The sequence below is a fragment of the Nocardia suismassiliense genome (genome assembly GCF_900269665.1).
Lineage (GTDB): Bacteria > Actinomycetota > Actinomycetes > Mycobacteriales > Mycobacteriaceae > Nocardia > Nocardia suismassiliense.
Genome location: NZ_LT985361.1, coordinates 1,211,858 through 1,226,373, shown reverse-complemented (window position 1 = coordinate 1,226,373; position 14,516 = coordinate 1,211,858). Strand labels below are relative to the sequence as shown.

The following is a 14,516-nucleotide window of genomic DNA, read 5'->3' as shown; positions in this document are numbered from 1 at the left end:
GCGCTTGGCCGAATTTCTCGATCGGTTATCCGGACGCCCCCTACAGTGGAATCATCGTGGGTGTTGTGAGGAGTGTCACATGACAGCGGGCAACCGGCCATCGGTCCTCATCATCGGCGCGGGCTTCGGCGGCATCGGGATGGCGATCGAGCTGCGCCGCAACGGTTTCGACGACATCACCATCCTGGAGCGGGCCGCCGACCTCGGTGGCGTATGGCGGGAGAACACCTATCCCGGCGCCGCCTGCGACGTGCCGTCCCCGCTGTACTCCTTCTCGTTCGAGCCGAAACCGGACTGGCCGCAGCGCTACTCCGGGCGCGAGTCCATTCACGCCTATCTGCGTGGCGTCGCGGAGCGTAACGGCGTATTCGACACGATCCGGTTCGGCGCCGAGGTGACCGAGGCCGAATTCGACGACGCCACCGGCCGCTGGACCGTGCGCACCGCCGACGGCACCGCCAGGACGGCGGACGTCTTGATCTCGGCGGTCGGCCAGCTGTCGCGGCCCGCGCTACCGAATATCGCGGGGCTCGACACCTTCGCGGGTGCGGCGTTCCATTCCGCCGAGTGGGACCACGGTGTCGAACTGCGCGGCAAGCGCGTGGCCTGCGTCGGCACCGGCGCCAGCGCTATCCAATACATTCCGGAGATCCAGCCGAAGGTAGACCAGCTCACCCTGTTCCAGCGCACGCCCGCGTGGGTGATCCCCAAGTTCGACACCGACTACTCGCCCATCCAGCACCGGCTGTTCGCCCGGCTGCCCGGCGCGCTGCTGGTCGAGCGCTTCGGCTGGTGGTCGATCGCCGAGTTCGTCTCGCTCGGCCTGGTCGAGTTCCCGGCCGTCGCCGGGCTGGTGGCGACGCTCGCCGAGCGTCATCTGCGCAAGCAGGTGGCCGACCCGGAGCTGCGGGCCAAGCTCACCCCGCACTATCCGATCGGCTGCAAACGCGGCCTGTTCTCCAACGACTACTACCCCGCGCTGACCCAGCCGAATGTGCGGGTGGAGACCACCGCGATCACCGAGGTGCTGCCGCAGGGCGTGCGCACCGCAGACGGCACCGTGCACGACGTCGACGTGATCATCTACGGCACCGGCTTCAAGGGCACCGAATTCCTCTGGCCGATGCACATCTACGGCCGCGCGGGCCGCAAACTGTCCGACGTCTGGGCCGATGGAGCGCACGCCTACTACGGCGTCACGGTGCCGGAGTTTCCGAATCTGTTCCTGGTCTACGGGCCGAACACCAATCTCGGTGTCGGCTCGATCATCTACATGATCGAATCGCAGGCCCGCTACATCCGCCAGGCGGTCGAGCTGCTCGGCCGGCACCCAGGGCACTCGCTGGAGGTTCGCGCCGATCAGGAGGCGCGGTTCAACGAGGCCCTGCAGCAACGCCTCGCCCGTACCCCGTGGAACTTCTGTGCCAGTTGGTATCGCAACGCCGCGGGCCGCATCACCAACAACTGGCCCGGCTCGCAGACCAGTTATCGCCGCAGGTTGCGCAAGCTCGATCCCGCCGATTACACCCTCACTCCGGCCGCATGACGGCTACCGGACGGGGCGCCGCCGGGACGCGCCCGCACACTGACCGCCCGCGCGCACTGGCAGACTTGTGCCGTGACTGGACGCCCGATAGCTGACGGCACGGCCGAACACGGGCCGCTGCGACCGATCGAGCTGGCGTTCGGCGCCGTGCTGGGCGGCGCCACCGTCGGATTGGTCACCGTCGGCTCGGTGATCCCGCTGGCGGCCGCGCTGAACCTGGTCGCCGCGGTGCCGATGGGGTTGCTCGCGCAGCGCTACCGGCTGCGTGCGCTGGTCACCGCCGCCGCCGCGGCGACCGTGGTCGCCTTCGTCGCCACCGGCCTGCTGGCCACCACCGGGCTGATGGCGACGGCCACCATCGCGGGCATCATCGGCACGACCAAACGACGTGGCGGCGGCATCGGCGCGGTGCTCGGGCTTTCCACCCTCGCCGGTCTGGTCTGGGCCGGCTTCGCGGTCGGGATGTTGCAGCTGCTCTCCGCCACCAGGAACCTGCTGTTCGACACCGTCCGCAATACCTCGCGCGGCATCCAGGAACTCGCCGACCGCCAGGAACAGCTGGCGCCGCTCGGGCGCGCGGCCGTCGACGTCACCGATTCCGTGCTGCGCTGGTGGTGGCTCTGGGTCGGCGGCGGCGTGGTGACGGGCATGGTGACAACCGCGCTCTTCTCCTGGTTCGTGCTCGGCTCGGTGCTCGATCGGCTGGCCTGGCTGCCCGGTCATGACCGGCTCGACGCGCCGCCGGACGATCGCGCGATCGCGCCGCTGCCGGTCACCCTGCGCGGGGCGGGATTCCGTTATCCGGGCGCGGTGCGCGACGCGCTGCGCGATATCGACCTCACCGTGGACGTCGGCGAGTTCGTCGCGGTCGTCGGGCACAACGGCTCCGGCAAGTCGACGCTCACCCGGCTGCTCGCCGGGCTGCCGCCCACCACCGGAACGGTGCAGCGTCCCGGTTCCGCGGGGCTCGGACACCTCGGCGGCACCGCGCTGGTGTTGCAACGGCCGGAGAGCCAGACCCTCGGCGTGCTCGTCGCCGACGATGTGGTGTGGGGGCTGCCCGCGGAACTCGCCGCGGACGTCGACGTCGACGGACTGCTGCGCGAGGTCGGGCTGGACGGCATGGGCGACAAGGAAACCGCCACCCTGTCCGGCGGTCAGCAGCAGCGGCTCGCGGTCGCCGCGGCCCTCGCCCGGCAACCCGCGCTGCTCATCGCCGACGAGGCCACCTCGATGATCGACCCGCAGGGGCGCCGCGAACTCGTCGAACTGCTTGCGGCACTGCCGAAACGCCACGGGATGGCGGTGGTGCTGGTGACCCACCACGAGGCCGACGCGGCCGCGGCGAGCCGGGTGGTGCACCTGGCGCAGGGCCGCGCGGTCGAGCGGCTGGCCGCCTGGCCGCGCCCGGTCCGGGATGTGCGGCGCAGGCCGATGGGTGAGCCGCTGCTCGAACTGCGCGACGTGCGATACACCTACAACCGCGGCCCACCGTGGGAAGCGGCCGCGCTGCATTCGGTCGATCTCTCGGTGCGCCGCGGCGAGGCGCTGCTCATCGTCGGCGGCAACGGCTCGGGTAAGTCGACGCTGGCCTGGATCATCGCCGGGCTGGTCGAACCGACTTCGGGCCGTTGCGAACTCGACGGCAAGGCGGTCACCCAGCAGATCGGCCGGGTCGGACTGGCGTTCCAGCATTCCCGGTTGCAACTACAGAAGCAGACGGTCGGCACGGAGATCGCGGACTGGGGTGGGCGGGCCACCGGGTCCGGGGCCGTCGGCCGGGCGCTGGACGCGGTGGGGCTGGATCGGTCGCTGGCCGCGCGGTCGATCGAGGAACTCAGCGGCGGACAGGCGAAACGGGTGGTGCTCGCCGCGATCGTGGCCAGTCACCCGCAGGTGGTCGTGCTCGACGAGCCGCTGGCCGGGCTCGACCCCGAAGGGCGGGCGGACATCGTGGAACTGCTTGCGCGGCTGCGGGATTCCGGTTTGACGTTGATCGTTATCTCGCACGATGTAGAGGACATGTCCACGGTGTGCGATCGGACGGTGCACCTGCGGTCCGGGCGGATACCGGCGGATGATGCGGTGCCCGACGGCGCGCCCTCACCCAATAAGCCTGCGCCCGAGCGCGATTCCCGCACTGCGGCACCACCGCCCCGGTCGGGCGAACCCGCATGGCGGCTCGAGCACGGAGGACAATCATGAGTGAGCGAATCATGTCGCCGCATGTTCCGGAGTTGAAGGGCAGCGAGGTGCAGGCATGAGTGAGCGAAGCGAGCGAATCATGTCACAGCGTGCAACGCACATGCCGGAACCGAGCGCCAGCGAGGTGCAGGCATGAGTGAGCGAAGCGAGCGAATCATGTCACAGCGTGCAACGCACATGCCGGAACCGAGCGCCAGCGAGGTGCAGGCATGAGTGTTGTGCTGTTCCGCCGGGTTCCGGTGCAGAGCCCCGTGCACGACCTGTGGGCCGGTACCAAGATGATCGGCGCGTTCCTGATCAGTCTGCTCATGTTCCTGCCGACCTGGCCGGTGCTCGGCGTGATGGTTGCGTTTCTGGTGTTCATCGGTGTGCTGGCGCGGATTCCGCTCGGCACGCTGCCGCGCCTGCCGTGGTGGTTCTGGGGGTTGCTCGCGATCGGCGGCCTGGTCAACGCCGCGGTGGACGGCCAGGCGGTGCTGCGCTACGCGCAGACGGTGGTGCTCGGCCTGCTACTGGTCGCCACCTCGTTCCTGGTCGCCTGGACGACGCCGATGAGCGATATCGCCCCCGCGCTGGCCAAACTCGGTGCGCCACTGCGCAAACTCAAGCTGCCCGTGGATGAATGGGCGGTGGTCGTCGCCCTCACCCTGCGCGGATTGCCGCTGCTCATGGAGGAGATCCGGGTGCTGCGCGCGGCCCGCAAACTTCGCCCCAAGAACACCCTGGTCGCGCTCGCCACGGAGAACCCGCTGATCGACATCCTCACCGCCGCCATGGCCGTATCCACCCGGCGCGCAGGCGAACTCGGTGAGGCGATCACCGCGCGCGGCGGCACCGGCGAACTCGCGGCCTACCCCAGCTCCCCCGGTCGGCGCGACGCCGTCGCACTGATCGTCGTCGTCGCAGTGTGCGCGGGTGCCTTCACGCTCGGTTTCGCGCTCCTGTAGCCGGACGCCGACGCTTCCAGGGCCGAGTCACGGTGCGGCCTCGGCGGTCGTGGGGTTGCCAGTTGGATTTTTACCCGAATCTGAATGGTTGCTGCTCCGGTTTGCGGCGCCGCTTTCGGTGTTCGGTGGTGGGTGCCGGCCCGGTGCGGGTCGAGTGGAACGAGACACCACCGCTCACCGGCTCATCGTGCGCGTCGATCGTGGTCCTGCACAGAAGGACGTGAATAGCCAACGGCTATAACCTGTTTCGCGGTATTTAAAAGGATTGTTGCCCCCTATTTCATGGGCTGGAACACCCTCGAGGCAGTAGTGTTATCTGCGGAGTAGCTGTCCGCTGAATCACGTGGCCGCGCACCGCAGTGGGGGAAAGGAAATCGGACGTGCGCGCCGTTTCTCCGATGCTTGAAAACCTGATGAAGAATGGAACACCCGAATGATTTTCCGCAAGATCACTGCGGCCGCAGTGCCTCTCGTCGCCGCGGTCGCGGTCGGCGCGGGCACCGCCCATGCGCAGCCCACCGCCGCGCCGACTCCTGAGATCGGTTACTCGGCACAGCTGGTGGGCGACACCATCATCACCACGCTCACCGGCGGATCGTTCGAGCTGGCGGGCAATGTCGTCGACATCAAGGACGAGGCCGGGAACACGGTGGTCACCATGCCGCTGGCCTTCCGGCAGGACGGTCTGGAATTCCCGCTCCCGCACGCGGTGCGCGACGCGGGCCGTGTACTGGAACTGACGGTGGTCAAGGACGTCACGCAGGCGCGCCCGGCGGCGACCGCTATCGCCTCGCCGTTCGAGAACCAGCGCGCCCAGGATGCCTTCCTGACCCAGTTCGGCATCGCCACCGCGGTCGGCGGTTTCATCGGCACCGTGATCGGCGCCGTGGTCGGGCTGACCGGCATCATCGGCGGGCCGACGGTGATCGCCAGCGTGCTGGCGGGCGCGGCCATCGGCGGGGTCATCGGCACCATCGTGGCGGGCGGTCCGACACTGATCATCGCGGGGATCGACCTGATCAACACCCTCGCGGCACCGCCGGGAACCACGAAGTGGATGGACGACCCCCGGTCGCGGTAGGAACCGACCCGGATCGACCGAACGCGGCCCGCACCGAATCCTCGACGATTCGGTGCGGGCCGCGTCATTGTCTGCGTGCCACGGGTTGTGACCGATCCGTGCGCTACCTCGCGCGACAACCGGGCGCGACCGGCGCACCCGCCACCCGGTCCGCGAGATAGGACATCGCACCGAGCGCCTCGCCGACCGCAGCCGGGTTGTGGCCGGGCAACGCGGAGTGCACGGAGGTGACCGTCGCGCCCTGGGCACAGTAGCGGCCGAGGATGTCGGTGAAGCCGGCCACGGGAACCACATCGTCAGTGGTGCTGTGGTACAGGTACATCGGCACGGTGGGCGCGGGGTTGCCGAGTTCGTGCGGGTCGGTCGCCGCGCGGAAAGCGGGGTGCGCCAGCAGGTTCGGCACCGCGGCGTAGTCGTCGACGCGCGCGTTCATGTATTTCGCCACCAGGTCGGGGCCGCAGGCGGCACCGTCGGCGGCGATCATCGCGCGGCCACGGTCGTTGAGCAGCTCCATCAGGCCCGCGTTCGCATTGTCGCGGACCGCCGCGATCACGATGAGCATGGCCAGACCGGCCTGCATGGTGCCGTCCACGTGCTGGGCGATGGCGGGCCAATTCGACGGGACGCCACCCGCGGCGATGCCGGCGAATCGCACGTCCGGCGCATAGTTCGGCTGCATCTGGGCGGCCCACAAGGTGGCGAAGGCGCCGCCCGAATAACCCCACGCGGTAACGGGAGTCGCCGGTCCGAGTCCCGCGGCGGGCAGGGCGCGGGCGGCCCGAATACCGTCCAGCACGCCGCGCCCGGAGTTGACGCCGTCGAGGAACCGGGACTGCGGGCCCTGGTAGTCGCTGGTTACCACGGCCCAACCGCGGCTCAGTGCGGTTGCCATGAACGGGGTGTCGATCAATGCCTGCGCACCACCGGGGTCGCCGCCGCCGCGCAACGCGTAGGAGGGCGCGCACCGGGTGCCGAGGCTGTCTTCGGCGATCTGATAGGACAGCAGCGGGCGGGGGCCCGGGCCGAGCCACGGCAGCATCGGCACCATGACGGTGGCCACGTCGGCCACCGGATTGCCGCCCGCGTCGGTGCTCCGGTATTTCACCTGCCACGTCGAGACCGGTAGCGGCACACCGAACAACGCACTCTGCCGCGACTCCACGATCGCGCCCTCGGGGTAGGCGGCGAGGTCGGCAGGCGCCGTGTAGAACGGGTCGGCGTCGGGCGGCAGCACCTGTGCTCGCGCGCTGCCCGGCGCCATGATCAAGGTCGAAGCCAGCGCCAGCACCGACAGGATGACTGCCGACGAGCCGGCCCGAGCCACTCTCCGGCCTAGCGGGCCGAAGGGCGTTGTGCTGAGGAGTGAAGTCCCCCTACCGATTCCGTGCGGAGTCGCCATGGCAGGCAACCTACCTTGCGCGTGACCGAACCGTTCGGCACTCGCGCGACGTATCCCCGACACCCCTAACTTGTTGCCGGAACGAAATACTCGGCCGACCAGTATTGATAGCGCGGGCACACCGGCTCCGGCCGGTTCATGGCTGCTGCGCATGGGGACCTCCCCTGTCCGGTGCGGCCACGACGCCGTGCGCCGGATACGGGTCCGCGCCGACGCACTCGGGCCTCGAGGCCATTCACGGTACTGACCGTTCCGGACCCCCGGCAACGGTCAACCCATGGTCAGACCCACCGCCGCGAATGTCCGGCGCGGCCCGGCCCAGCGTGTCGAAAGTGCCTCAGGCGCAGTCGAGCCGGGTCACTTCTGCTCGCGCAGCGCCTTCTTGGCGGCTTCCTGGGCAGAGTCGACCTGGCCCGCGTACTTGCCGCCGGTCTTCTGGTCGACCAGATCGCCCGCCTTGTCGATGACGGTCTCCACCTTGTCCGCGTGCTGCTGGGCCAGGTCGACAGCCTTGTTCGCCAGGTTCTTGAAGTCCACTACGCACTCCTCATTGAAGATGGGTCCACCAGCGGATCACTGTAATGGGCGCGGCCGAACGGGAGTACGCGCCGGTACACGTCAGTCCGTGGCGCCCAGCCACGCCGGATGCCACAGGCGGCCGGTCTCGGTCCAGTTCATGAAACGCACGGTGCCATGGATTTTCGGGGTCACCCAGACCGCTTCCTTGCGCTCCTCGGCGGTCAGGTCGTTGTCGAACGGGCTGGTCTTCCGCTCGGACGGGCTCAGGCGCTTGGCCAGCTCCCGCATGTCGGTGTCGTTGAATCCGGTGCCGACCCGGCCGACGTAGATCAGCCTGCCCTCGTACGGGATACCGACGAGCAGCGACTTGAAGTCCCGCGCGTCGCTGCGCCGCCAGCCGCCGATGACCACCTCCTGGGTGCGCCAGTTGCGCTGCTTCACCCAGGAGTGGCCGCGCTTGCCGGGCAGGTACACCGAGTCCTTGCGCTTGGCGACCACGCCCTCCATGCCCTGGTCCTGGCTGTAGCGCACCGCGTCGGCCCCGGAACCGTCCAGTCGCGGCGGCACGAGCAGCGAGGGCGCGGTGCCGGCGAGCGCCTCCAGCACCCGGCGGCGATCAGAATAGCGTTTGCGGACAAGCGAAGTGCCGTCCAGATACAGCACGTCGAAGCCGACGAACACGGCCCGCGCCGCATCCGCCTGGAGCAGGCCGAGATTCGCCACACCGTGGTCGTCGAAGACCACCGCCTCGCCGTCCAGGACCACGTTGTGCCCGGCCAGTTCGTCGCCGAGCACCGCCATGCCCGGGTAGCGGTTGTTCACCACGATGCCATGCCGGCTGCGCAAAGTGACTCTGCCGGACTCGATTTCAGCGATCAGCCGGAAGCCGTCCCACTTGGTCTCGAAGCACCACTCGTCGGCGGTGAGATCGGCGACGTCACCGGGGGTCGCGAGCATCGGCGCCAGCCCCTTCGGGAAGGGCGACGGCCCGCTCGACACCCGGATGATGCGGCCGGACGGCTTGGCGGGCTCTTCGCCGAGACCGCTCGTGGCCTGGTCGCCCGGATCGGCACCGTCGGGATGCTGCTCGCGCATCAGATGCATCAGCCACTGGTTGCCGTTGGTCTGGATCAGCGCGTAACGCCCATTGAGCCGCTCACCGTGGAATCGCACGATCACCTCGTCGTCGCGCCACTTCTCGGTCTCGTAGGTGCCGGAATCCCAGATCGTCATCTCGCCGGCGCCGTACTGCCCCTTCGGGATGGCGCCGTGGAAGTCCAGGTACTCCAGCGGATGATCCTCGGTGTGCACGGCGAGCCGGTTCTGCTTCGAGGTGGTCGGCGGTCCCTTCGGTACCGCCCAGGACACCAGCACGCCGCCGCGTTCGAGCCGCACATCCCAATGCAGCCGCCGCGCATGATGTTCCTGCACGACGTAGCGATTGTTCTCGCCCGGTTCCGGCCGCTCGGCGGGCACCGGCTCGGGCGTTCGCGCCGGATCGCGCATCGACCGATACTTGGCCAGCGCGTCGGCGCCGGACTCCGGCGACGCGGTATTGCCCTGCGGCAGTGGCGGATCGAGCTCGGCGAGCAGGTCACCGTCGGCCTGCCAGCGCGCGAGGACCTCGTCGAAGCGCAAGTGCCGCAGCTTCTTCCGGTTCTCGATCTCCTTCCAGGTGCGCGGGGCCGCCGCAGTGGGCTGTGCGCGGCCGCGCATGGAGTACGGCGCGATCGTGGTCTTGGCGGCGTTGTTCTGGCTCCAGTCGAGGAAGATCTTGCCGCCGCGGGCCGCCTTCGCCATCGTCGCGGTGACCAGATCCGGGTGCAGCCGTTCGAGATTCGTGGCCACCTGTTTGGCCACGGTGGACGCGCCGCTCGAACTCACCTCACGATCCAGCGGGACGTAGATGTGAATTCCCTTGCTACCACTGGTGACCGGGAACGCGCGCAGGCCGATGTCCTCGATCATGTCGCGTACCGCGAGCGCCACCCGAGCGCAATCCGCCAGCTCCATATCGGGACCCGGATCGAGATCGAAGACGATGCGGGTGGCCGGCCCGACCGAGTCGCCGTCGAAACGCCATTGCTGCACATGCACTTCCAGCGCCGCCTGCTGCCCGAGCCAGGCCAGCCCGGCCTCGGAGTCGATCAGCGGATAGGTGACCTTGCGGTCGGAATGCTGGATGGTGTGCCGTTCGATCCACGACGGCGCGTGCGCGGGCAGGTTCTTCTCGAAGAAGGAAGGCTCGTCGACCCCGTTGGGCCAGCGCTTCCTGGTGACCGGACGACCGGCGATATGCGGCAGCATCGCCGGCGCGATCGCCGAATAGTAAGCGATGACTTCGCCTTTGGTGGTACCGGTGGCCGGATACAGCACTTTGTCGAGGTTGCTGAGTTCAACCTCGATACCCCCGAACCGCCGACGGGACGCCATGACAACGATTTTAGAGGCGGGGACCGACAAAAAGCGGGCCCCCGCCGCTCGTCAGACCTGTGTGCCCGGCTGATCCGGGGTGCTGGGCTGGTCCGGGGTGGTGCCCGGCGCGCCCGCACCGCCCGGCTGACCCGGCGCACCCGGCTGATCCTCCGGCGGGACCACCTTCTTGGCGGCCTCCTTGCCCTTCGCGATCTTGTCCGAGTACTTGCCCTGGGTCTTCTGGTCGATGAAGTCGCCGCCCTTGTCGATGGCGTCGTTGATCTTGTCCGCGTTCTTGGCCGCCGCGTCCTTGCCCTTGCCGACGAGGCCCTTCAAAGTATCTGCGAAGCTCATAGCTTTCCGATCCTTCCTCTAGCCCACTAGCAGGATGTCAACCCACATCTTCCCACCATGAATCCCGCGGTGGTACACCACCGGGGTCGACCCGCTGGCCCGGCATCGGAATCGCGATCGCGGTGCCCGCCGCCTCGGCCGCCGTCACCATGCGCCGCACCGGCTCGGACCACCCGTGGAACGCCAGATTGAAGGTGGCCCAGTGGATCGGCACCAGCAGGCCGTGATCTGCGTCGCCCGCGCACAGATCGGCGTGCGCGCGGACGGCTTCCTCCGGGTTCATGTGCACATCACGCCACCGCTCGTCGTAGGCGCCGATCGGCAGCAGCGTCAGATCGAACGGGCCAAGGGCCGCACCGGCTTCCGCGAACGCCTTGGTGTATCCGGTGTCGCCGCCGAAGTACGCCCGCTTGGTCGGCCCGACGATGGACCAGGACGCCCACAGGGTGGTGTTGCGGATCAGCCCGCGGCCGGAGAAGTGCCGCGCCTCGGTACAGGTGAGCACCAGATCGGAGCCCTCGTGGGCCCGGCCCAGCGCGGACAGCGAAACCGAACCGCCCCAATCCAATTCGATGATCCGGTGCTCCGGCACGCCCCAGTGCCGCAGGTGCGCGCCGATGCCGATCGGCACCAGGAACGGCGCGGTCTGGCGCAGCACGAGCTCGCGGACGGTGTCCTTGTCCAGATGGTCGTAGTGGTCGTGCGAGATGAGCACCGCGTCGACCGCGGGCAGCTCCGCCAGCGGCGTCGGCACCGGATGCATGCGGGTCGGCCCGACCAGCGCGGACGGCGAAACCCGTTCGCTCCACACCGGATCGGTGAGCACTCGGTAGCCGTCGATCTCGATGAGCGCGGTGGCGTGGCCGTACCAGGTGACGGCCAGGTCGGCGGCCGACTCCGGCAGCTGCGGCGTCTGCAGCGGGATCACCCCGGTCGGGCGGCCCACATTGCGTTTGGTGAACGCCGAAACCAGCAGCGACGGCGCCGATCCCGCGGCCAGCTGACTGCTCGGCTCGGTGTTGTGGAAGTGGCGGTCGCGGTAGGTGGTCGCGCCCGTCGCGTACGGCTGGATGGCGGAGATCGAGGCGCCCATCGCGGACGGGATGCCCCACGCCGCCCGGACCACCCAGGTGAGGCCGAGCGCGCCCGCCGCGGCACCGGCAATGCTGCGGATGTTCATCATCGCCCCACGAATTTCGCGGCGCGCTTCTCTTGTCTGGCCAGCCTGCCCTCCTGGGCGTCGGCGCTGGACCACGCCGCCTCGAGCGCGTCGCGCTGCTGCGCGGTCTCCGGCTCGCGGGTGCCGTCGTCGTTGAGCACCAGCTTCATGTGCCGCAGCGACAGCGGGGCGAGCTCGGCGATCTGCTTGGCCCAGGCCTGTGCGTCGGCCAGCGTGCCGAGCCGGTTGGCGAAGCCGAAGGTGTAGGCGTCGGCCGCCGTCACCGGCTCCGCGCCGATCAGGATGGTCCGGGCCGGACCGCCGCCGATCAGCGAGACCAACCTGCGCATCGTCCACCGGTCGACCGAGATGCCGAGCTTGGCCGCGGGAATCGCGATGTAGGCGTCCGGCCCGATCACCCGCAGATCCGAGGCGATGGCCAGCTGCACGCCCGCGCCGAGCGCACCGCCGTTGATCGCCGAGATCACCGGCACCGGCACGGACTCGACGGTGTGCAGCATCTCCATCAGCCCGGCCAGGAACTCCTCGGAGTAGACGCCGGACAGATCCGCGCCCGCACAGAAGATGGGGCCGCGGCCGGTCAGCACGATCACCCGTGCGCCGTCCGCGACGGCGGCGATGACGGCTTCGCGCAGCAGCGTGATGAGCTCGAGGTTGAGCGCGTTGCGCCGCTCCTCCCGCTGAAGTCCGATGGTCACTACGTCACCGTCTCGGCTAACTCCGAGCATGCGACCTCCCCAACTGAGCGATCCGTCTGGTTACATTCACTTTGCCACAGCCGACGGCGCAGACCGCTCAAGCGGTTACGATCTCCGGCTGTGCCGACAGACTTCGAAATCCTGGTGATCGGCGCTGGTCAGGCCGGACTGTCGGCCGGTTATCACCTCCAGCGCCTCGGGCTACGCCCCGAACAGGACTTTCTCATCGTGGACCATGCACCCGGTCCCGGCGGGGCCTGGCAGTTCCGCTGGCCCTCGCTCACCCTGACCACCGTCAATCGGGTGCACGACCTCCCGGGCATGTCGTTCGCGGAAACATTGCCGCCTGGCTCGGAATCGGCGCCCGCGGCGACCGCGGTGCCGCACTACTACGAGCTCTACGAGAAGCGCTTCGACCTGCGAGTGCGCAGACAGGTGTCGGTCACCGTGGTCTGTGACCGGACCGAGGACGGTAGCCCCGCCGAGCACGGGCCGATCCTCAATGCCGAGACCGACGCGGCGGGCACGATCCGGGTGCGCGGCCTGATCAACGGCACCGGCACCTGGGAACACCCCTTCATCCCCCGCTACCGCGGCGCGGAGACCTTCGCCGGGCGGCAGCTGCACACCCACGACTACCGCACCGCGGCGGAGTTCGCGGGCAAGCATGTGGTGGTGGTCGGCGGCGGTGTCTCGGCGGTGCAGTTGCTGGACGAGATCTCCCAGGTCACCTCCACCACGTGGGTGACGAGAACCGAACCGGTCTTCCGCGACGACTCCTTCGGGCCCGAGGACGGGCGCGCGGCGGTGGCCCAGGTGGAAGACCGGGTGCGCCGGGGCTTGCCGCCGGGGTCGGTGGTCTCGGTTACCGGGCTGCGGCTGGACGATCGGCTGCGGGCCGCCAAGGCACGCGGCGCGCTGCACCGGCTGCCGATGTTCGACCACATCGAACCGGACGGGGTGCGCTGGGCCGACGGCTCGTTCCAGCCCGCGGAGGTGATCCTCTGGGCCACCGGATTCCGCAGCGCACTGGACCATTTGGCGCCGCTGCGACTACGCGGGCCCGGCGGCGGCATCACCATGACCGGGCGACTCGCCACCCAGGTGGCCGCGGATCCGCGCATTCACCTGATCGGTTACGGACCGTCCGCGAGCACCATCGGCGCGAACCGCGCCGGGCGCGCGGCGGCCACGGAGCTCACCCGATATCTGAACGCGCAGTGACCCTCAGTCGTCCAGGCCCGCGGCGAACGTCTCCGGGTCGCCGCCGAGGCGGGAGCCGGTGTCCAGCGCGTTGATCGCGTCCATCTGATCACGGGACAGTTCGAAGCTGAACACGTCGAAGTTCTCCGCGATCCGGGACGGCGTGACCGACTTCGGAATGACGATATTGCCGAGTTGTAGGTGCCAGCGGATGATCACCTGGGCCGGCGTGCGGCCGACCGCGGCGGCGACCGAGGTGATGGTCCGGTCGTCGAGCAGGGTGCCCTGGCCGAGCGGGCTCCACGCCTCGGTGGCGATCGCGTGACCCGCGTGGAACTCGCGTAGCTCGCGCTGTGCGAGCTGCGGATGTAGCTCGATCTGGTTCACCGCGGGGATCTCACCGATCTCGCCGATGACCCTCTCCAGGTGCGCGGGGTTGAAGTTGGAGACGCCGATGGACTTGACCCGGCCCTGGGTCTTGAGCGCCTGCAACGCGCGGAACGTGTCCAGGTAGCGGTCGGCCGCGGGCACCGGCCAGTGGATCAGGTACAGGTCGAGGTAGTCCAGACCGAGCCGCTGCATGCTGGCGTCGAACGCGCGCAGCGTCGAGTCGAAGCCCTGCTCGGAGTTCCAGACCTTGGTGGTGACGTAGATTTCGTCGCGCGGCAGCCCGAAATCGCGGATCGCGCGACCGGTCCCCTCTTCGTTGCCGTAGACCGCCGCCGTGTCGATACTGCGGTAGCCGACCTCCAGCGCGGTGGTGACGACCGAGGTCACATCCTCCTCGGGCACCTGGAACACACCGAAGCCGAGTTGCGGGATCACGTTCCCGTCGTTGAGGACGATCGAGGGGACGGCGGAGGTCTCGCTTCTGAAGGTCACCCTGCGACGGTAGAAGTGTGGCGGCGAGCCGTCAACGCTGCCCCTTGGCGTGTTGGCCCCCGGTTTACCGCTCGACCTGCACTTTCG

The 14,516-nt window shown here is 69.0% G+C and carries 12 protein-coding genes; 5 read left to right on the top strand and 7 right to left on the bottom strand.

Annotated features, from left to right (window positions below):
• Positions 1-79 precede the first annotated feature (79 nt).
• From DBO33_RS05615 to DBO33_RS05600, 4 genes are all read left to right on the top strand, one after another.
• Entirely contained in the window at positions 80-1,546 is a 1,467-nt protein-coding gene (locus tag DBO33_RS05615; RefSeq protein ID WP_107654072.1) for a flavin-containing monooxygenase, read from the top strand.
• Between the two features lie 72 nt (positions 1,547-1,618).
• On the top strand, positions 1,619-3,751 hold the full coding sequence (locus DBO33_RS05610; RefSeq protein WP_107654071.1) for an ABC transporter ATP-binding protein: 2,133 nt from the start codon (positions 1,619-1,621) through the stop codon (positions 3,749-3,751).
• Between the two features lie 209 nt (positions 3,752-3,960).
• Complete coding sequence (locus DBO33_RS05605; protein WP_107654070.1) at positions 3,961-4,698, top strand: CbiQ family ECF transporter T component; 738 nt, start codon at positions 3,961-3,963, stop codon at positions 4,696-4,698.
• A gap of 433 nt (positions 4,699-5,131) precedes the next feature.
• A complete protein-coding gene (locus DBO33_RS05600; RefSeq protein WP_107654069.1) occupies positions 5,132-5,779 on the top strand; it encodes a hypothetical protein in 648 nt (215 codons plus the stop codon).
• 103 nt (positions 5,780-5,882) lie between these two features.
• Here DBO33_RS05600 and DBO33_RS05595 read toward each other — a convergent pair whose 3' ends face one another.
• From DBO33_RS05595 to DBO33_RS05570, 6 genes are all read right to left on the bottom strand, one after another.
• The gene (locus DBO33_RS05595; protein ID WP_159080126.1) at positions 5,883-7,103 is read right to left on the bottom strand and encodes a lipase family protein; all 1,221 of its coding nucleotides are present in this window, start codon (positions 7,101-7,103) and stop codon (positions 5,883-5,885) included.
• A 432-nt stretch (positions 7,104-7,535) separates the two neighbouring features.
• Positions 7,536-7,715, bottom strand: coding sequence for an antitoxin (locus DBO33_RS05590; RefSeq protein ID WP_107654067.1), 180 nt, complete (start codon positions 7,713-7,715; stop codon positions 7,536-7,538).
• Positions 7,716-7,796: 81 nt separating this feature from the next.
• Positions 7,797-10,130 carry an ATP-dependent DNA ligase gene (locus DBO33_RS05585; RefSeq protein ID WP_107654066.1) on the bottom strand — a complete coding sequence of 778 codons (2,334 nt, stop codon included), beginning with the start codon at positions 10,128-10,130 and terminating at the stop codon, positions 7,797-7,799.
• A gap of 51 nt (positions 10,131-10,181) precedes the next feature.
• Positions 10,182-10,466 carry an antitoxin gene (locus DBO33_RS05580; RefSeq protein ID WP_107654065.1) on the bottom strand — a complete coding sequence of 95 codons (285 nt, stop codon included), beginning with the start codon at positions 10,464-10,466 and terminating at the stop codon, positions 10,182-10,184.
• Between the two features lie 37 nt (positions 10,467-10,503).
• On the bottom strand, positions 10,504-11,646 hold the full coding sequence (locus tag DBO33_RS05575; RefSeq protein WP_107654064.1) for an MBL fold metallo-hydrolase: 1,143 nt from the start codon (positions 11,644-11,646) through the stop codon (positions 10,504-10,506).
• Positions 11,646-12,374 carry an enoyl-CoA hydratase gene (locus DBO33_RS05570; protein ID WP_107654063.1) on the bottom strand — a complete coding sequence of 243 codons (729 nt, stop codon included), beginning with the start codon at positions 12,372-12,374 and terminating at the stop codon, positions 11,646-11,648. The genes DBO33_RS05575 and DBO33_RS05570 overlap by 1 nt, the downstream gene beginning before the upstream one ends.
• A gap of 90 nt (positions 12,375-12,464) precedes the next feature.
• Between DBO33_RS05570 and DBO33_RS05565 the strand changes: the two genes are divergently transcribed.
• Complete coding sequence (locus tag DBO33_RS05565) at positions 12,465-13,568, top strand: NAD(P)-binding domain-containing protein (protein ID WP_107654062.1); 1,104 nt, start codon at positions 12,465-12,467, stop codon at positions 13,566-13,568.
• Positions 13,569-13,571: 3 nt separating this feature from the next.
• Here the strand turns inward: DBO33_RS05565 and DBO33_RS05560 are convergent, their stop codons facing one another.
• Positions 13,572-14,429: an aldo/keto reductase gene (locus DBO33_RS05560; RefSeq protein ID WP_107654061.1), complete on the bottom strand. Its 858-nt coding sequence runs from the start codon at positions 14,427-14,429 to the stop codon at positions 13,572-13,574.
• Between the last annotated feature and the right edge of the window lie 87 nt (positions 14,430-14,516).

Excerpts from the sequence above, each read along its gene's own strand:
- DBO33_RS05615 (WP_107654072.1), top strand. The coding sequence starts at position 80 with ATGACAGCGGGCAACCGGCCATCGGTCCTCATCATCGGCGCGGGCTTC.
- DBO33_RS05605 (WP_107654070.1), top strand. The coding sequence starts at position 3,961 with ATGAGTGTTGTGCTGTTCCGCCGGGTTCCGGTGCAGAGCCCCGTGCAC.
- DBO33_RS05600 (WP_107654069.1), top strand. The coding sequence starts at position 5,132 with ATGATTTTCCGCAAGATCACTGCGGCCGCAGTGCCTCTCGTCGCCGCG.
- DBO33_RS05585 (WP_107654066.1), bottom strand. The coding sequence starts at position 10,130 with ATGGCGTCCCGTCGGCGGTTCGGGGGTATCGAGGTTGAACTCAGCAAC.
- DBO33_RS05580 (WP_107654065.1), bottom strand. The coding sequence starts at position 10,466 with ATGAGCTTCGCAGATACTTTGAAGGGCCTCGTCGGCAAGGGCAAGGAC.
- DBO33_RS05575 (WP_107654064.1), bottom strand. The coding sequence starts at position 11,646 with ATGAACATCCGCAGCATTGCCGGTGCCGCGGCGGGCGCGCTCGGCCTC.
- DBO33_RS05570 (WP_107654063.1), bottom strand. The coding sequence starts at position 12,374 with ATGCTCGGAGTTAGCCGAGACGGTGACGTAGTGACCATCGGACTTCAG.